Genomic DNA, 18429 nt, shown 5'->3' with positions numbered 1-18429 from the left:
CATGATCGAGTCGCTGCTGGTCGCCAACCGGGGCGAGATCGCCCGCCGGATCATCCGTACCGCCCGGCGGCTCGGGGTGCGGGCGATCGCGGTGCACTCGGAGGCCGACGCCGACCTGCCGTTCGTCGCCGAGGCCGACGAGGCCGTCTGCGTCGGCCCGGCCAACCCGGCGCAGAGCTACCGCAACACCGAGGCGATCCTCGCCGCCGCCCGGTCGACAGGTGCGCAGGCGATCCACCCCGGTTACGGCTTCCTGTCGGAGAACGCCGACTTCGCCCGTACCGTCGAGGCCAGCGGCCTGATCTGGGTCGGGCCCGGCGCGGACGCGATAAGCGCGATGGGCGACAAGATCAATGCGCGGAACCTGATGGCGGCGGCCGGCGTGCCGGTGGCGGCCGGGACCACCGAGCCGGCGGCGGACCTGGCGGCGGCGGTCGCGGCGGCGGCCGGGATCGGCTATCCGGTGATGGTGAAGGCCGCCGCCGGTGGCGGGGGCATGGGCATGGGCGTGGCTGTCGACGAGGCCGCGCTGCGCACCGAGTACGACAAGGTGCGGGCTTTCGCGGAGCGGATGTTCGGCGACGGCTCGGTGCTGCTGGAGCGCTACTTCCCCCGGGTGCGGCACGTCGAGGTGCAGATCCTCGGCCTGGCCGACGGCCGGGTGCTGGCGCTTGGCGAGCGGGAGTGCTCGGTGCAGCGGCGCAACCAGAAGCTGGTGGAGGAGTCGCCCTCCCCGGCGGTCTCGCCGGAACTGCGCGCCCGTCTGCTGGCCGCCGCCGTGCGGGCGGGCGAGGCGGTCGACTACCGCAACGCGGGCACTGTCGAGTGCCTGCTCGATCCGGCCTCCGGGGAGTTCTTCTTCCTGGAGATGAACACCCGGCTCCAGGTGGAGCACCCGGTGACCGAACTGGTGTACGGCATCGACCTGGTGGAGGAGCAACTGCGGGTGGCCGTCGGCCTGCCGCCGACCTTCGACCCGGAGGCGCTGACCCCGCGTGGCCACGCCATCGAGCTGCGGGTCAACGCCGAGGACCCGAAACGGTTCCTGCCCGGCCCCGGAACGATCAAGACCTGGGTGGAGCCGACCGGCGACGGGGTACGCGTCGACTCCGGCTACGTCGAGGGGAACACCGTCACCCCGTTCTACGACAGCCTGATGGCGAAGCTGATCGTGCACGGCGCAGACCGAACCGAGGCCATCGCCCGCGCCCGCACCGCAGTAGCCGCCTTCCACCTGTCCGGCCCCAAGAACAACCTCCCCTTCTTCACCGACCTCCTGGAGAACCAGGAATTCCTCTCCGGCAACTACGACACAGGCATCGTCTCCCGCCTCCGCTGACCGTCCCCTCCCCCTCTTTCCTCGTTGATCATGAAGTTGTTGTCGTCCGCTCCGGCGTGTCGCGGCAACAACTTCATGGTCGCCGGGGGAGGTGGGGTGGGGGTGGGGTGTGACATGCTGGGGTGTTGGCGACAGGTACGTGTCACAGTTGGGTGGGTGGTGGAGATGGCGGGGTACGTGTCCATTCGTGAGGTCGGGCCGCGCGACGGGTTGCAGAACGAGGCACCGATCCCCACCGACGCCAAGGTGCGGCTGCTCGACGCGCTCTCGCGCACGGGGGTACGACGGATCGAGGCGGTGTCGTTCGTGCACCCCAGGGCGATTCCGCAGATGGCCGACGCCGACGAGGTGTGGCGACGGGCGCAGCGGGTCGACGGGGTGCGTTACTCGGCGCTGGTGCCGAACACGCGCGGCGCGCAGCGGGCCCTGGCCGCCGGCTTCACCGAGATCGAGGTGGTCGTCTCGGCAAGCGACACGCACAACCGGCGCAACGTCAACCGCTCCACCGACGAGTCACTCGACGACATCGCCGAGTTGATCGACCTGTTGCACGGCGCCGGTGCCAGCGCCGAGGTGATTGTCGCGACCAGCTTCGGCTGCCCGTACGAGGGCGACACCGATCCGGCGCGGGTGGCCGCCATCGTGGACCGGGTGGTCCGCGACGGCGCCGACCGCGTCGCGTTCGGCGACACGACTGGCATGGGTACGCCCCGACGCGTCCGTGACCTGCTCACCGCGGTACGCGACCGCAACGCGGAGGTGCCGGTGCTGCTGCACTTCCACAACACCCGGGGTACCGCGCTGGCCAACCTGCTGACCGCGCTGGAACTCGGGGTGACCGAGTTCGACGCGAGTGTCGGCGGTCTCGGCGGCTGCCCGTACGCGCCCGGGGCCAGCGGGAACCTGGCCACCGAGGAGGCGGTGCACATGCTGCACGACATGGGCATCGACACCGGGATCGACCTGGACGCCCTGATCGAGGTGGCCGAGCTGGCCGAGGAGCTGACCGGCCGCAGCCTTCCCTCCGGGGTGCTGCGCGCCGGGCCGCGATCCCGCCTCACCGCGCTCTCCGCCTGACCCGGACACGGCGCTGTCCGGCTGGCCGCGGAGACCGGGTCGGCTGGGCGCGGCCCGGCTACCGGCCGTCGACCTCGTCCAGCAGTTCCAGGGCCACCAGGTCGTCGTAGGTCTCCCGCCGCCGGATCAGCCGTACCTGGTCGCCCTGGACGAGCACCTCGGCGGGCCGCTGCTGACTGTTGTAGTTGCTCGTCATCGTCATGCCGTAGGCCCCGGCGGTGAAGATCGCCAGGTGGGCGCCGGCCGCCAGCTCGGGCAGCGACCGGGCTCGTGCCAGGTAATCGCTCGACTCGCAGATCGGGCCCACCACGTCGTAGTCGGTCAGCCCGGTCAGCCCCGACACGTCCCGGGAGACAGGTGTCGCCTCCGCCGGGGGCTGGAGCGGCCAGATGAAGTGGTAGCTGTCGTACAACGCCGCCCGGGCCAGGTGAGTCATGCCGGCGTCGAGCACCGCGAGCTGCCGCTCGCCGGCCTGCTTGAGGTACCGGACGGTGCTGATCAGGACACCGGCGTTCGCGGCGATCGTGCGGCCCGGCTCGAAGATCACCTGCCCGCCACGGTTGGTGAAGCCGGCCATCCGGGCGATGATGACCTCGGCGAAGTCGTCCCAGCTCGGCGCGGTGCGGTCGAGGTACTCGGCGGGGAAGCCGCCGCCGAGGTTCAGCGTGGTGATCCGGTGTCCGGCCTGCTCCAGCGACGCCACCAGGGCGAGCAGGCGGTCGATGGCTGTGGCATACACCTGCGGGTCGAAGATCGGGCTGCCGAGGTGCACGTGGAAACCCTCGACCCGCAGCGCCTCGTCGGCGGCGGCGCGGGTGAAGAGCATCGCCGCGCGGTCGATGTCCACGCCGAACTTCCCACCCCGGGTGCCGGTGGTGGTACGTGCCGGGGTGCGCTCGTCCGGTGCGACGTCCGGGTTGACCCGGATCGCCAGCCGGGGCCGCCTGCCCTCCTGCCGGGCGATCCGGGCGAGCAGCTCCACCTCGGCCTCGGACTCGACGTTCACGCACCGGATGTCGCGGCGGACCGCCTCCCGAAGCTCGGTCTCCGACTTGCCCACCCCCGCCAGCACCGTGCGCTCCGGGTCGATCCCGGCCAGCATCGCCCGATGCAGCTCACCGCCGCTGACCGCGTCGACGCCGGCTCCCTCCCGGCCGAGCAGCCGGAGCAGGTGCACGTTGCTCAACGCCTTCGCCGAGAAACAGATCAACGGATTGATCGCGTCGAACGCCTTCGCGAAGCGGCGGTAGTGATCGATCAGGGTGCTCGCGGAGTACACGTACGTGGGTGTGCCGAACTGCTCGGCCACCGAGGTCAGCGGCACCCCTTCGCAGTGCAGTGAACCGTCGCGGTAGGCGAACTCATCCATCTGTTCCTCATTCGCGGAGATCGGCGGTCAGGATATCGGTCCACCTGCCGCGGATCGATCAATATCCGCTCCTCGGGACGGTGCCCAGATCAGGCGCTCCGGGCGGGGAGTCGCCGGTGCGGGCCGCGATGCGATAACCTAACGATCGTTCAGGCTGGTTGGTCCCCGTGCCGGAGTGGCGGCGGCGGGAAGGCGGCGAGGGGGCGGCGTGACGCTCGACGGTGAGGCGCTGGAGCAGCTGCGCAAGCGGGTCCGGGCCGGCGGCGCGGAGAAGTACCACGCGGCGAATGCGGCGAAGGGCAAACTGTTCGCCCGGGAGCGGGTCGCGCTGCTCGTCGACGAGGGCAGCTTCGTCGAGGACGGCCTCTACGCCAACGCCCTCGCCGAGGGACTGCCGGCCGACGGCGTGGTCACCGGTACCGCCACCATCGACGGTCGCCAGGTCTGCCTGATGGCAAACGACTCCACGGTCAAGGCCGGTAGCTGGGGTGCCCGCACCGTAGAGAAGATCATCCGGATCATCGAGCGGGCGTACGACACGGGTGTCCCGATGGTCTACCTGGTCGACTCGGCCGGGGCCCGGATCACCGACCAGGTCGAGCTGTTCCCCGGCCGGCGCGGCGCCGGCAAGATCTTTTGGAATCAGGTACGCGCCTCCGGCTCGATCCCGCAGGTCTGCGCGCTGTTCGGGCCGAGCGCGGCCGGCGGGGCGTACATTCCGGCGTTCTGCGACGTGGTCGCCATGGTCGAAGGCAACGCCAGCATGTATCTGGGGTCGGACCGGATGGTCGAGATGGTCACCGGCGAGAAGACCACCCTCGAAGCGATGGGTGGGGCACGGGTGCACTGCGCCGAGTCCGGCGTCGGGCACTTCCTCTGCAAGTCCGAGGCCGAGGCGCTCGACGTGGTCAAGCGCTACCTGTCGTACCTGCCGGCGAACTGGTCCCAGCAGCCTCCCACCGCCCAGGCCGCCGAGGCGCCGGCCAAGGCCGACCTCGCCGCGCTGGTGCCGGCGAGCGAGCGCCAGGCGTTCGACATGCGGCGGTACGTCAAGGGCCTGCTCGACGAGGAGAGCTTCTTCGAGATCCAGGCACTCTGGGCCAAGGAGCTGACCATCGGCTTCGGCCGGCTCAACGGCGAGGTCGTCGGCGTGGTCGGCAACAACTCGATGTTCAAGGGTGGGGTGCTCTTCGTCGACTCGGCCGACAAGGCGACCCGTTTCGTGCAGCTCTGCGACGCGTTCAACGTGCCGCTGCTGTTCCTGAGCGACGTGCCCGGGTTCATGGTCGGCAGCGCTGTGGAGAAGCAGGGCATCATCCGGCACGGCGCGAAGATGATCACCGCGATCTCCGAGGCGACCGTACCCAAGATCTGCGTGGTGGTGCGGAAGGCGTACGGCGCCGGGCTCTACGCGATGGCCGGGCCGGGCTTCGAGCCGGACGCCACGATCGCGCTGCCCACCGCGAAGATCGCGGTGATGGGCGCGGAGGCCGCGGTGAACGCCGTCTACGCCAACAAGATCGCCGCGATCGAGGACGAGGCCGAGCGGGCCGCGTTCGTCGCCGCCCGGCGCGAGGAGTACGAGCGGGACATCGACGTCGTGCGGCTGGCCAGCGAACTTGTGGTCGACGCGATCGTCGAGCCGCACGAGCTGCGTACCGAACTGGTGCGGCGGTTCGCCGCCGCCCGGGGCAAGCAGCGGCACTTCTCCCGACGACGGCACGGCGTCACCCCGGTCTGAGTCGTCCGTCCGGCACCAGCACGATCCCGCTCCGGCGTCACGAGCGCCCGGCGGGCCGTCCACACAGGAGGAACCCGATGGACTTCCGGCTCACCGAGGAGCACGAGGCGCTGCGCGACAGCGTGCGGGACTTCGCCCGCGAGGTCGTCGCGCCGGTCATCGCCGAGCACTACGAGCAGCACACCTTCCCGTACGAGATCATCCGCCAGATGGGCAAGATGGGCCTGTTCGGCCTGCCCTTCGCCGAGGAGCACGGCGGCATGGGCGGCGACTACTTCGCCCTCTGCCTGGCCCTGGAGGAACTGGCCCGGGTCGACTCCAGCGTGGCGATCACCCTGGAGGCGGCGGTCTCGCTGGGCGCGATGCCGATCTACCGGTTCGGCACCGACGAGCAGAAGGCGCGGTGGCTGCCGCGACTGCTCAGTGGTGAGGCGTTGGCCGGCTTCGGGCTGACCGAGCCGGGCTTCGGCTCGGACGCCGGTGGCACCGAGACCCGGGCGGTGCTCGACGACGCGACAGGCGAATGGGTCATCAACGGCTCGAAGGCGTTCATCACCAACTCCGGCACCGACATCACCGCGCTGGTCACCGTCACAGCCGTCACCGGCACCCGGCCGGACGGCACGAAGGAGTTGTCCTCGATCATCGTGCCCAGCGGGACGCCCGGCTTCACCGTCGCGCCCGGCTACTCCAAGGTGGGCTGGACCGCCTCGGACACGCACGAGCTGACCTTCGACGACTGCCGGGTGCCGGCGGAGAACCTGCTCGGCGAGCGCGGCCGGGGCTTCGCCCAGTTCCTGCGCATCCTCGACGAGGGTCGGATCGCCATCGCCGCGCTGGCCGTGGGCCTCGCCCAGGGCTGCGTCGACGAGTCGGTCAAGTACGCGAAGGAGCGGCACGCCTTCGGTCAGCCGATCGGCAACTACCAGGCGATTCAGTTCAAGATCGCGGACATGGAGGCGAAGGCGTACACCGCGCGGCTCGCCTACTACGACGCCGCCGCCCGGATGCTGGCCGGCGAGCCGTTCAAGCGGCAGGCGGCGATCGCCAAGCTGCACGCCAGCACGATCGCGGTGGACAACGCCCGGGAGGCGACCCAGATCCACGGCGGGTACGGCTTCATGAACGAGTATCCGGTGGCCCGGTTCTGGCGGGACTCCAAGATCCTGGAGATCGGTGAGGGCACCTCCGAGGTGCAGCGCATGATCATCGCCCGCGACCTGGGGATGTGAGCCGGCCGGGTCGGTAGCCGGCGCCGGCCAGGAACTGCTCCCCGGCATCATCGACGGCTGGCCGTCCGGCCGGTGGTTGTCGGCTTTCGGCGCGGCACCGTCGGGTGGCCGACGATCCCGTGTCCGATGTCGGGCCTGGCCCGTATTGTCCGTGCCCATGGCTCCCGGTCATGATCGTCAATCCGGTCCGCCGCACGCCGGTCTGCCGGAGCTGCTGCGGGCCCATCGGCAGGCTGCCGGCACCACCCAGGCTGAGCTGGCGGCCCGTGCCGGCATCGGCGTACGGACGGTCCGTGACCTGGAACGCGGGCGCTCCACCCGGCCGCAGCGCACCACTGTGGAACTGCTTGCCCAGGCGCTCGGACTGACCGGCCCCACCCGGACGGCGTTCCTGGCCGCCGCCCGGGGTGCCGGCCCGTCGACCGCACAACCCGAGATCGGTACCCAACTGGGGCTGCCGCCACCGCCGGAACTGATCGGCCGGGAGCGCGACGTCACCGAACTGGCCAGCCTGTTGAACGATCCGCGTGGTCCCCGGGTGGTGAGCCTGGTGGGGTTGGCCGGCGTCGGCAAGACGGCGTTGGCGTTGGCGGCGGTGCACGCCGCCGCGCCCGCCCACACCGGTGGTGTCGCGGGCGTGCTGGTCGGTGCCGGTTCGGACGCGGCCGACGTGCTGGCCGCCACGATGACCGTCTTCGGCGTGGCCCGGGAAACCGAGTTGGCCGCGCGGCTCGGTGACCGGCGGGCACTGCTGCTCGTGGACGCCGTGGAACGGGCGCCCGACCCGGTGGCCGGCACCCTGCACCGGCTCGTCGGCGCGGTGCCGTCGCTGCGGGTGCTCGTCACCGGCCGGCATCCGGTCGGGCTGCCGGGTGAGTGGGTGCGGCCCGTGTCGCCGTTGGAGGTGCCACCACCTGGCGACACCGATCCGGCCACCCTGGCCAGCTATCCGGCGGTCACCCTGTTCACCTCGCGGCTGGCCCAGGTCCGGCGGGAACCGCCTACCGACGCCGAGCTGCCGGCGCTCGCCGCACTGGTGCGCCGGCTCGGTGGGCTGCCGCTGGCCATCGAACTGATGGCGGCGCGTGGCCGGCTGCTCGACCTCACCGAACTGCTCGACAGGTACGGCGACCGGGTGCTGGATCTGGACACCTCGGTCGCCACGCACAGCGGGTGGGAGACGCGGCCACGGGGCGACGAGGCCCGCACGGCGGTGGCGGAGACACTGCGTGACGCGGTGGCCACCAGTTACCGGCTGCTCGCCGTCGAGGAGCGGGCCGCGCTGCGCCGGCTCGCCGCCTTCGGCAACCGGTGGTCGGTGGAGTTGGCCGAGGAAATGCTCGCCGGTACCGGCGTCGATCCGGTTCCGCTGTTGAACCGCTTCCTCGATCTCGGGCTGCTGAGCGTCCGAGGTGGTGGCTCGTTCCGGTTCCGGCTCGTCGACGCGGTCCGGGACTACGCTGCCGAGCAGGCGTCCGGTGCCGGCGAGACGACGGTGATCCGACGTCGGCACGCCCGGCTGGTGACCCGGCTGGTGGAGCGGACCGCGGCGGGGTTGACCGGACCCGGTGCCGGTGCCGCGGCGCACCGCCTCGACGAGGTCACCGGCGACATCAGCTCGGCGCTCGGCTACGCGGCGGTCGACGACCCGTTGACCGCGTTACGCCTCGCGGTGAGTCTGCCCCGATGGTGGCGGTCACGTGGGCGGGACGTGGTGGGCCGGCAGTGGCTGCTGCGCCTGCTGGCCGACCCGCGTACCGCCGATGCCGACCCGGCCCTGCGCGCGTGGGCCGCGGTAGGTGTGGCGATGCTCGCCGGGGAGCACGGTGCGTCCGCAACGGAACTGCCCACGGCTCGCGCGGCGCTTGCGGAGTTCCGCCGGCTCGGTGACGTGCCGGGCGAGTTGGAGGCGCGGACGGTGCTGGGCGTCCTGCTGGCCGCGACCGGGCGACCGGGGCAGGCACGGGAGCAGGCGGAGGCGGTGCTCAGCCTGGCCACCGAGCATGGCCTGACCCGCCAGACGGCCGTGGCACAGCATCAGCTGGCGTGGCACGAGATCAGACTCGGTGACCTGGCGGCGGCGCGACGTCGCCTGGCTGTGGTGGACCGGCTCGGTGGGCAGTGCGCGGAGCAGCGGCTGCGGGTGCTGGCCCGGGGCGCCGTCGCGGAGGTGTTCCGTCTTGAAGGCCGGTACGCCGATGCGGTCGACGAGGCGCGCTCGGTGTTGACGGCGCTCAGCGATCTGGGCACGCCGCGTGGTCGGCGACAGGTGCTGGGCACGCTGGGTCTGGCGCTCGCGCAGGCCGGTCGGGCGGTCGAGGCCGCCGAGGTGCTCGCCGAACTGCGTCCGGTAGACGGCACGGGCGCGTTGATCGAGGGCCACCTGGCGCTGCACCGGGGGGACCGGGAGGTGGCAGCGGAATGGTTCGCGGCTGCGACGGAGCCGGACGAGACCGGTCGGGACCGACGCACAGTGGTGGAGGCACTTGTGGGGCTCGCGGCGAGCACGTCCGACCCGACGGTCCTTGATCGCCTGGACCTGGCCTGCCGGGAGGGTGGCATCCGACTGCTCAAACACGAGGAGGAACTGCTCTACGTGCTCTCGGTGACCCGGACCGGGAAGTGAGGCGATCCGGGTCGACAGGTGGCGGGGACGGGGGCGGCGCGGGCGAGGAAGCCCCCTGTTGCCACCCCTCGCTCATCGCCCGCGCCGTTGCCCCCCGTTGCCCCCGCCTCAGCGAGATTAGCCAGGAGCAACGAGGCCGTCTGTCGGGTTTGGTGCGCTATCGACCATTGACCCTGTGGTTCTGCCGGTCTTTCTGCCGGTCGCGTGACGCTGGGCTGTCCCGTGCACACCCACGGTCCGCAGCCCGTTAAGGGGTGTCGGATCAACGGTCCGGATCATCGCTGTGCCCTACCTCGTCCGTGTCGCAGTCGGCACCTGCCGCACCGGCGGGACCGCTGCCCGCGGTGGCGCAGGGATGCACGGCGTCGCGGACCCGACGCAAGCCGTCGAGCAGCGCGCCAAGCGCGGCCGGATCGAGCTGCCCGGTGAACCAGTCCTCGATGAGCTGAAGGTGCCCGGGCAGGCTCTCGTCGAGTCGGCGCAGGCCAGCGGGTGTCACGACCGCGTACGAACTGCGGCGGTCGGAGGGGCAGGCGCGGCGGGTGATGAACCCGTCACGTTCCATCCGGTCCACCACGCGGGTCACCCCACTGGTGGAAAGTGAGGTCTGGGCGGCAAGATCGGTCATCCGCAGTTGATTGTCAGGTGACCTGGTGAGTCTGGTCAGCACCTCGAACTCGACAGGTGACAGACCGTGTTCCTCCAGCTGGGCGGCGAATCGGGCGGCCAGCCCGGCGTGCACCTCGAAGAGCAGGCCGACGGCCGTGATTCGAGGATCATCGAACGCGTTCGCTTTCACCAGCCCATCGTACCAATACTTGACAGCAGGAATATTGCTGAGGCTATAGTTGCTGACGCAGACGTTGTGCTACTAAACAATCTCTCCCGGAGGGCAGTTTCTCATGACCAGCAGCACCGAGCCGGTTACCCGCGAGTGGAACGGCCTCACCATCCCGGCGGCCGGTACCTACCTGCTGGATGCGGCGCACAAGCGAGTCGGCTTCGTCGCCCGGCACATGATGGTGAGTAAGGTGCGCGGCGAGTTCGCCGACGCCAGCGCCACCATCACCATCGCCGAGGAGCCGCTGGAGTCCACGGTCTCCGCCACCATCCAGGCCGCCAGCATCAACACCGCCCAGGCGGACCGGGACGCGCACCTGCGCAGCCCGGAGTTCCTCGACGCGGAGAAGTTCGCCACGCTGGAGTACCGAAGCACCGGTGTGAAGTCGCAGGAGGGCAACGAGTTTGTCCTGACCGGTGAGCTGACCATCAAGGACGTGACCCGTCCGGTCGACCTCAAGGTCGAGTTCGAGGGTGTCGGCCGCAGCCCCTTCGGCCAGGACATCTTCGGTTTCTCGGCGAGCACCGAGATCGACCGTGAGGACTTCGGTCTGACCTGGAACGTCGCCCTGGAGTCGGGTGGTGTCCTGGTCGGCAAGAAGGTCAAGATTGAGATCGAGGGCGAAGCCATCCGGCAGTCCTGATCCGTACGCCCCGACAGGCCCGCGCCCGCACCGCGCGGGCCTGTCGGCTGTCCGGGGTCTGCTCCCACCCGACCCGCCCGCCGGTGCGAATTGTCACAACTTGTTCGCCGGTGGTCACTGCGGGTCCGGCGGCCCGGCTGGGTAGGTAATCGGGCGGGAGCGACCGACCAGGCAAGGCCGACGCGATCGACCTCATCGGCGGGGTGGACTGCGCCAATGGACCGATCTTCGGGGCGGCTGGGCTCGGCGCTTCCACCGAGTATGGTTCACAGTGCGCTCCGGGGCGGCACCGCTCCGTGGCGTCGCGCGCCGGGAGGAAACATGGGCAGGGACGTCGATCGAGCCGCCTTCTCCCGTGAGGATCGGGTCCGCTACCGGCAGAAGGTCCGCCGCTGTCTGGACGTGTTCGCGCTGATGCTCGACGACTTCGGTTTCGACGCCGACCGGCCGATGACCGGTCTGGAGATCGAGCTGAACCTGGTCGACCCGGCTGCCGAACCGGCCATGCGCAACGAAGAGATCCTCGCCGCGATCGCCGACCCGCTGTTCCAGACCGAGCTGGGGCAGTTCAACCTGGAACTGAACGCCAACCCGCGACTCATCTCCGGCAACGGTTTCGCAGACTACGAACGCGACCTGTGCGCCAGCCTCAACCGGGCCAACGAGCGCGCGGCGCGGTCGGACACCCGGATCGTCCTGGTCGGCATCCTGCCCACGCTCAACGAGCGACACCTGGTGGCGGACAACCTCTCCACGAACGAGCGGTACCGGGTGCTCAACGACCAGATCGTCGGCGCCCGCGGCGAGGACATCGAGCTCGACATCCGCGGTGTCGAGCGACTGCGTACGCACAACGACTCGATCGCGCCGGAGGCGGCCTGCACCAGCCTCCAGTTCCACCTCCAGGTGGCGCCGGACAGCTTCGCCGACTACTGGAACGCCTCGCAGGCGATAGCCGCCGCCCAGGTGGCGGTGGGTGCCAACTCACCCTTCCTGTACGACCGCCAACTCTGGGCGGAGACCCGCATCGCGCTGTTCGAACAGGCCACCGACACCCGGCCGGACGAGTTGAAGGCCCAGGGCGTACGGCCCCGGGTCTGGTTCGGTGAGCGGTGGATCACGTCGATCTTCGACCTGTTCGAGGAGAACGTCCGCTACTTCCCGCCCCTGCTGCCGATCTGCGAGAGCGAGGACCCGGTGGAGGTCCTGCACTCCGGCGGTGTCCCCGAGCTGGCCGAGCTGCGGCTGCACAACGGCACCGTCTACCGGTGGAACCGACCCGTGTACGACATCATGAACGGCCGCCCGCACCTGCGGGTGGAGAACCGGGTCCTGCCGGCCGGGCCGACAGTCGTCGACATGCTCGCCAACGCCGCCTTCTACTTCGGACTGGTGCGGGGCATGGCCGAGGCGGACCGGCCGATCTGGAGTCAGCTCACCTTCAGCTCGGCCGAGGAGAACTTCCACGCGGCTGCCCGACGGGGCATGGACGCGGTCCTGCACTGGCCGCAGCTGGGCGATGTTCAGGTGACCACGCTGGTGCTCGACACGCTGTTGCCGCTCGCCGCGGCCGGCCTGGACGGCTTCGGCGTCGCCCCCGCCGACCGGGACCGGCTGCTCGGCATCATCGAGCAACGCTGTCGTACCGGCCGCAACGGTGCGGTCTGGCAGACCGCCACGGTGTGGGCCGCCGAGCGGCACCTGGGTCTGGACCGTCGGGCCGCCCTGCACCACATGCTCCAGCGCTACGCGGAGTTGCAGTACACGAACGAGCCGGTGCACACCTGGCCGCTCGACTGAGCGGTCCGGCAGTCTCCAGATCCGGATAGGAGATCGCCCTTCGGAGGGCCGTCCCCCACCGAGATCCAGGCGTACTAGCGGCCCCGTCGCGGTGGCCGGACGCGGCGGCCCCCGCTCTCGGGCGTCTCCTCGCTGCCGGCCGGTACCTCGGAGACCGAGGTACCGGTCTTCCCGGCTGCCTCCGCCGATCCCCTCGGCTCAGGTGCTGAGGGCTTCGGTGCTGCGGGTTTGGGCGCTGCGGGCTTGACTGCTGCCGGCTTCGGTGCGGCGGGTTCCGGGGCGGCTTCCTTCCGGGCCTCCGTCACTTCGCCGGTTTTCGTCTCGTCGAGCCGCTCGGCAGTCGGCGTGGACCGCTCGGCACCGGGCGCGGGCCGCTCGGTGTCCGGCTCGGACCCGCGCGGGAGTCGGTCCTCGTCGCCGAGCCGTTGCCGGGGCACCACAGGGGTAGTGCCGGGACTGCTCGACCGGCTTCCCGCGAGCCGGGCCGATCGTTGGGCGAGTGCCGCCACCAGAACCGAGCCGCCGATGCCGACGATCACCGCGTACGGGGCGATGAGGTGGGCGGAGACCTGTTCCGGGCTGATCGCGGTGAGCCTCGGCACGGCGAGGAAGTAGGCGATGGCCACCAGCAGCGGTCCGGCGGCGCCTGAGGCGGTGGCACCGACCCGCCGGTCGGTCGCGCGTACGCCGCTGCGCGCGGCCAGCGCGCCGATCACCAGCGCCGAACCGAGCGACAGGACCGCACCTGGCCAGTAGAAGTAGTCCCGGACCCAGAACTGGTCGCTGCCAGAGCTGAGTTGCCAGATACCGAGTTGCGCGGTGGTCAACCCGCGCCCGGCGAGCACCGAGTCGACAACAGCGATGACCGCGAGCAGCCACAGCCAGCCGGCGGTGGCGATGACGTTCGTGGCGGCGGCGCGGCACCGCAGCGCCCAGACCGCCACGAGCGTCCCGATCAGCACGCCGACAACCGCGTACCCGGCGGCCATGTCCCGGGGGGACGGCGTGTCCGGCACCACCGCGACCCGTGCCGGCACGGCGACAAGCAATACCGTGATCAGCGCACCCAGGCCGGCCGCCACGGCCAGCGCGACACCCCAGAGCCCGCCACCGGCCTGCTTGACCAGCGCCGGCCGCGGCTCACCGCCGGCGGGAACCGGGGCCGGCTGCGGCTCACCGGCGGCGGGAACCGGGGCCTCGGACGGCGCTGCCCCGCTCACCTCCGCTGCGGCGTCGGACGGCGGCGCGGCTCGGCGTCGGTCGTGCAGCCGCTGCGCACAGACCGCACCGAAGATGGTCGACGTGGCCGCGATCCAGGTGGCCCAGATCAGGCTGGCCACCCAGGCTGCCGTGCCGGCGTTCGCCTCGGTCGGTGCCCAGTTGAGAATGCCCAGGCCGTACCCGAAACCCAGTTGGGCGGCCCCGGCACCGGCTGCCACGCCGGCCGCGGTGGCGATCGATCCTCCCCAGCCCTGTCTGGCCATGCCGGGCAGCGTAACGTCCTGTGGTCGGTGCGGCGAGTCGTGCGCGGCAGCAGCAGGCAAAGGTTACGGACAGTGCTTGGCCCGGGTCGCTTACGGTCGCGGGTGATGAGGCGGTGAGCGGGATGACTGACGGAACCACGGACGGACGGTCGGGGCGCGGTGACACCGCCCCCGATCGGAAGAGGCTGATCATCAGCGGCGGTGCCGCCGCCGTACTGCTCGCGATCATCGGTGCCGCCGGTGGCTGGGTGCTCGCCGGCGACCAGGTGGGACCGGACCCGGTGGCATCCGGCGCGACCGGCACCCCCACCCCGACCCCCGCCGTCCGGACGTCGCCGCCACGGGAGCGGCCGACGACCACCGCCCCGGCCACCCCGAGCACCAGCCCCAGCCCGTCCCGGCCGACCGGGCTCACCGTCCCCGACCTGGTCGGCATGGACTTCGAGGAGGCCAGGGAGGAACTGCGGGACCTGGGCCTGGGCTGGCAACTCGTCTTCGGCAGCGGTGACAGTTCCAGCGTGAGCAGCACCGATCCGGCCCCGGGTACGCCGGTGCGGCGCGGCGTCACTGTCAAGGTCAGCGTGGCGGGGGCCGCACCGCCGAACGAGGTGCCGGACCTGACCGGTGAGACGTGCAACGAGGCGGGGGCGGAACTCGTCGACGACGGTTTCTCGCCCCGATACCCCAACGGGCGGTCCGGCACGGTCAGCTCGCAACGACCGGTGGGCGGGACGGTCGGCAGGTGGAACGACGTGGTCCAGCTCTGGTGCGGCACGCCACCGAGCGCGGACGCGAGCGCTCCAGCGCCGTGACGCGCACCCGACACGCTGATACCGGCCGGTGGGCGGCAGAACCGCTAGGTTGACCGTCGAAGGGCCTGTTGCCCGCCCGGTCGGCGGAAAGGACGTGCCATGAGCGACGACCGCCAGGAGCCGAGCGACGGGCAACCGGACGACCGGACCCGAGCGATCCCGCCGTCCGGCGGTACCCCGGACGAGACCGCGCCGCTCGGGCGTGCACCCGACGGCCCGGCACGGGCACCTGACGAGACCGCGCCGCTGGGGCGCGCTCCCGACGAGACGGCGCCGCTGGGGCGTACGCCCGATGAGACGGCGCCGATCGGACGCGCTCCCGATGAGACGGCGCCGATGGATCGGGCGGCCGGTGGGCCGGCGGTGCCGGCCGATGCCACAGCGCCGCTGCCGCCGCCGCAGCGTGCCGGGGCGGCGGCCTGGTCCGGGCGGGCGGAGGTGCCCTCGGTGCGGCCGGGTGTGGACCGCGAGCTGGCCGGCGGCGACTGGTACGCCGACGAGCGGCCCGGTCGACCGTGGTGGCTACCGATCCTCTGGGGCATCCTGCTGCTGCTTCTGCTCGCCCTGATCGGGGGCGGGTTCTGGCTGGCCAGCCAGGGGCTCGACGGCGACGGGCCGGCACCGGTGTCGCCCTCGCCCACCACCGGGGCCCCACGCACCACGGCGTCACCGTCGCCGACCACCACGTCCCCGTCACCACCACCGACGACGAGTGCCGCCCCGGCCCAGGTGCCGGTACCGCCGCTCGTCGGTCTGCCGGAGGCCGCCGCGCGGGCGGCACTGGACGGCCTCGACCTCGGCTATCAGGTGGAGTACCGCCCGTCGGATCAGCCGCCGGGGACCGTCATCGAGACCGACCCGGAGGCCGGCGAACTGGTGGCGGCGGGCGACGAGGTGCGGTTGGTGGTCGCCGAGGCCAGTCCGAGTCCGTCACCGACGACTGGTGAGCCGACCACCGAGCCAACCGTCACGGCGAGCCCCACCGACTGATCGCCGGGTCACCACATGCGGCGTCTCGTACCGACCAGTCCGAGACCAGCGAGGGAGATCGCCAGCCCGAACACGCCCGACCAGAACAGGGAGCGGCTGAGTTCCTCCCGGCCGTGATCACCCGCGGCCCGGGCGGGCACGTCCTGGTCGGTCGGGTACGTGGACTGCCCGGCGTCGCCGGGGGACTCCACCGGACCGGCCGTCGGTTCGTCGAACAGGCCCTCCGTCCCGAAGGCGTCCCACATGCCGCCCGACTGGGCGTCCGGCTCGACCGGTTCACTCTCCACCACTGTGATCTCCGGAGCCGGCACCGGCTCGGCCAGCCGGGTGGACGACAGGGCGGGATCGCGGCCCAGCACCACCACGGTGGTGACGGCGCCGAGAAGCGCCAGGAGTCCGAAGGCGTAGGCGATGCGGGACCGCTGTGGCTCCCGCGCGGACATATTGACCATGGCCATCCCAGGTTCGGGGTCCGGGAGGCGCGGGGTGGAGACATGCCGGGGTGGGCATACCGATTCTATGTCGCCGGCATGCCCCCCGAATCCTTTTCAACTCGAACGCAGGTGGCCGTTCGGAGTGCTCAGCGCACCCGAACCGGAGTTCGTACGGTCGGCCGGCGGGCTGAACGTACGGTGTGTGGGCGTGGCTGCGGTGCGGCCTCGACCTGCTGTAGACCGGCCCGTTGGACGAAGATCGACCGACGGTTGACCGCGTCCCCCGCCGCGTTCAACTCGTAGCCTTCGAGCCAGAGCCAGCCGTCGTAGGTGGGCCGGTCGAGCACCCGGATCACCCGGAACAGAATGGGCCTGAGGAACTGGACACTCGCCGCGCGTGTCACGTGCAGTACGTCACCGGAGCGGGGAAGCACATGGGCTCCTGGAAGGGTCGGCCGGCGGGGAAGGCCGGCTAAGGGTGGGGTTTGTCGGCTCCGGCGACGAGGTCGTGTCTCGGGGGCCGGGGCCGGTGTCGTGGTCCGTCAATACGGAGCTGCTGGTGGCGGAGCTCCTACCCGGCGATCCACTGCTCCACGAGCTTGATCACTCGTGGAGACGGATCGGAGACGGTCAGTAACCCGGGTCATACGGACAGAGTGCATCAGGAGCGTGCGTCATGCAAGTTGCACGTCGACTTTTGCCGATACGTGAGCGGCTCGCGCGAAACGGCGCTTGAACGCGCCGCCACCCGGGCGGCACACTGAGAGCCGGCTTCGCCGCCGCGGCCGGCCGAGGACCGGCACCACCCACGCCGCGTACGTTCGCCGGAACGATCGCGCCGTGGGCGGGCGGTGAGAGTGGCGCGTCGAAGCGGAGAGGTGACACGGTGAGCGAGCGGCGCAGCCCGACCATCCGGCGGCGCCGGCTCGGCGCGGAACTGCGCCGCCAGCGCGAGGCAGCCGGCATCACCATCGAGGCCGTGGCGGAGCAGTTGGAGTGCTCGGCCTCCAAGATCTCGCGTATCGAGACGGGGCACACCACTGCGACTCCCCGGGACGTGCGGGACATGCTCCGCATCTACGGGGTGGTCGGCGCCGAGAGCGACGAGCTGGTCCAGATCGCCCGCGAGGCGCGGCAGAAGGGCTGGTGGCATCCCTACAGCACGGTCCTGGTCGGTGCGTACGTGGGCCTGGAGGCGGCGGCCAGCTCGATTCGGGCGTACGAGCAGCAGGTGGTGCCGGGACTGCTGGAGACCGAGGACTACGCCAGCGCGATGATCCGTGCGGCCCGCCCCGATTTCAGCCCGGAACAGGTACAGCAAAGAGTGCGTGTCCGACTCGGCCGTCAGTCGTTGTTGACCCAGGATGATCCGGTCGATCTGTGGGTGGTGCTCGATGAGGCGGTGTTGAGCCGTCCGGTGGGCGGGGACGCGGTCATGCGTGACCAGCTCCTACGGTTGGTGGAGGTGGCACAACTGCCGAACGTGACGCTTCAGGTCCTGCCGTTCGAGGTGGGAGCGCACGCCGGCATGGATGGCACCTTCACGATCCTCAGCTTCCCCGAAGCCGGTGATCCGGATGTCGTGTACGCGGAGAACGCCACGGGTGGGCTCTTCCTGGAGAAGAGCGACGAACTACAGAAGTACAGCTTCATCTTCGATCACATTCGAGCAGCGGCCAAGCGTCCGGAGGAGTCCGTCGAGTACATCGCGAGACTGGCAGAGGAGCCGTTGTGGAAGTGGCGACGCAAGGATTCTCCGTGAACCTGACGCAGGCGACATGGTTCAAGAGTTCGAAGAGCGGACCGAACTGTGACAACTGTGTGGAGGTGGCGTACGTGACCGGGGCGGTCGGCGTCCGAGACTCGAAGGACAAGGCCGGACCGGCCCTGGTCTTCGCACCGGGTGACTGGCACGCTTTCGTCGCCAGCACCAGGGACGGCGCGTTCCCCCGGGCCTGACACCCGGGGACGGTGACGACGGATCCCCGTCCGGCCACTGGCCGGACGGGGATCCTGCTGTCGTCACCCGCTCGCAATCCGC

Annotated in this window: 16 protein-coding genes; 11 read left to right on the top strand and 5 right to left on the bottom strand. The window is 71.0% G+C overall.

Annotation, left to right across the window (positions count from 1 at the left end; translation table 11 throughout):
* Position 1 precedes the first annotated feature (1 nt).
* Together Van01_RS09395 and Van01_RS09390 are read left to right on the top strand one after the other, a co-directional pair.
* Complete coding sequence (locus tag Van01_RS09395; protein ID WP_204003990.1) at positions 2–1339, top strand: acetyl-CoA carboxylase biotin carboxylase subunit; 1338 nt, start codon at positions 2–4, stop codon at positions 1337–1339.
* A 165-nt stretch (positions 1340–1504) separates the two neighbouring features.
* Positions 1505–2416, top strand: a complete 912-nt coding sequence (locus Van01_RS09390) for a hydroxymethylglutaryl-CoA lyase (RefSeq protein WP_204004491.1) — start codon at positions 1505–1507, stop codon at positions 2414–2416.
* 58 nt (positions 2417–2474) lie between these two features.
* Here the strand turns inward: Van01_RS09390 and lysA are convergent, their stop codons facing one another.
* Positions 2475–3785 carry a diaminopimelate decarboxylase gene (gene lysA / locus Van01_RS09385; protein WP_204003977.1) on the bottom strand — a complete coding sequence of 437 codons (1311 nt, stop codon included), beginning with the start codon at positions 3783–3785 and terminating at the stop codon, positions 2475–2477.
* A 208-nt stretch (positions 3786–3993) separates the two neighbouring features.
* Between lysA and Van01_RS09380 the strand changes: the two genes are divergently transcribed.
* The 3 genes from Van01_RS09380 (at position 3994) to Van01_RS09370 (ending at position 9384) form a co-directional block, all read left to right on the top strand.
* The gene (locus Van01_RS09380; protein ID WP_204003974.1) at positions 3994–5526 is read left to right on the top strand and encodes an acyl-CoA carboxylase subunit beta; all 1533 of its coding nucleotides are present in this window, start codon (positions 3994–3996) and stop codon (positions 5524–5526) included.
* A gap of 77 nt (positions 5527–5603) precedes the next feature.
* Positions 5604–6758 (top strand): acyl-CoA dehydrogenase family protein, encoded by a 1155-nt coding sequence (locus Van01_RS09375; protein WP_204003959.1) that lies wholly within the window; start codon positions 5604–5606, stop codon positions 6756–6758.
* Between the two features lie 157 nt (positions 6759–6915).
* Positions 6916–9384, top strand: a complete 2469-nt coding sequence (locus Van01_RS09370; RefSeq protein ID WP_204003941.1) for an ATP-binding protein — start codon at positions 6916–6918, stop codon at positions 9382–9384.
* Positions 9385–9646: 262 nt separating this feature from the next.
* Here Van01_RS09370 and Van01_RS09365 read toward each other — a convergent pair whose 3' ends face one another.
* Entirely contained in the window at positions 9647–10183 is a 537-nt protein-coding gene (locus Van01_RS09365) for a MarR family winged helix-turn-helix transcriptional regulator (protein WP_239098960.1), read from the bottom strand.
* A 103-nt stretch (positions 10184–10286) separates the two neighbouring features.
* Here Van01_RS09365 and Van01_RS09360 point away from each other — a divergent pair, with 103 nt between their 5' ends.
* A complete protein-coding gene (locus tag Van01_RS09360) occupies positions 10287–10868 on the top strand; it encodes a YceI family protein (RefSeq protein WP_099848327.1) in 582 nt (193 codons plus the stop codon).
* A 321-nt stretch (positions 10869–11189) separates the two neighbouring features.
* A complete protein-coding gene (locus tag Van01_RS09355; protein ID WP_204003938.1) occupies positions 11190–12668 on the top strand; it encodes a glutamate-cysteine ligase family protein in 1479 nt (492 codons plus the stop codon).
* Positions 12669–12742: 74 nt separating this feature from the next.
* On the opposite strand, the gene Van01_RS09350 is transcribed toward Van01_RS09355, so the two are convergent.
* The gene (locus Van01_RS09350) at positions 12743–14152 is read right to left on the bottom strand and encodes a hypothetical protein (RefSeq protein ID WP_204003935.1); all 1410 of its coding nucleotides are present in this window, start codon (positions 14150–14152) and stop codon (positions 12743–12745) included.
* 122 nt (positions 14153–14274) lie between these two features.
* Here Van01_RS09350 and Van01_RS09345 point away from each other — a divergent pair, with 122 nt between their 5' ends.
* Positions 14275–14964, top strand: a complete 690-nt coding sequence (locus tag Van01_RS09345) for a PASTA domain-containing protein (protein WP_204003932.1) — start codon at positions 14275–14277, stop codon at positions 14962–14964.
* Positions 14965–15063: 99 nt separating this feature from the next.
* Positions 15064–15954: a PASTA domain-containing protein gene (locus Van01_RS09340; RefSeq protein ID WP_204003921.1), complete on the top strand. Its 891-nt coding sequence runs from the start codon at positions 15064–15066 to the stop codon at positions 15952–15954.
* Between the two features lie 8 nt (positions 15955–15962).
* On the opposite strand, the gene Van01_RS09335 is transcribed toward Van01_RS09340, so the two are convergent.
* Together Van01_RS09335 and Van01_RS09330 are read right to left on the bottom strand one after the other, a co-directional pair.
* Positions 15963–16412, bottom strand: a complete 450-nt coding sequence (locus tag Van01_RS09335) for a hypothetical protein (RefSeq protein WP_373306228.1) — start codon at positions 16410–16412, stop codon at positions 15963–15965.
* 122 nt (positions 16413–16534) lie between these two features.
* The gene (locus Van01_RS09330; protein WP_099848317.1) at positions 16535–16822 is read right to left on the bottom strand and encodes a hypothetical protein; all 288 of its coding nucleotides are present in this window, start codon (positions 16820–16822) and stop codon (positions 16535–16537) included.
* 452 nt (positions 16823–17274) lie between these two features.
* Here Van01_RS09330 and Van01_RS09325 point away from each other — a divergent pair, with 452 nt between their 5' ends.
* The gene (locus tag Van01_RS09325) at positions 17275–18150 is read left to right on the top strand and encodes a helix-turn-helix domain-containing protein (RefSeq protein WP_099848315.1); all 876 of its coding nucleotides are present in this window, start codon (positions 17275–17277) and stop codon (positions 18148–18150) included.
* On the top strand, positions 18126–18347 hold the full coding sequence (locus Van01_RS09320) for a DUF397 domain-containing protein (RefSeq protein ID WP_099848313.1): 222 nt from the start codon (positions 18126–18128) through the stop codon (positions 18345–18347). The genes Van01_RS09325 and Van01_RS09320 overlap by 25 nt, the downstream gene beginning before the upstream one ends.
* Positions 18348–18429: the final 82 nt, after the last annotated feature.

The sequence above is a fragment of the Micromonospora andamanensis genome (assembly GCF_016863495.1).
In the GTDB taxonomy this organism is placed as follows: Bacteria; Actinomycetota; Actinomycetes; order Mycobacteriales; family Micromonosporaceae; genus Micromonospora; species Micromonospora andamanensis.
Note: the sequence above shows the minus strand (reverse complement) of the source record. Positions and strands in the feature narration are given on the sequence as shown.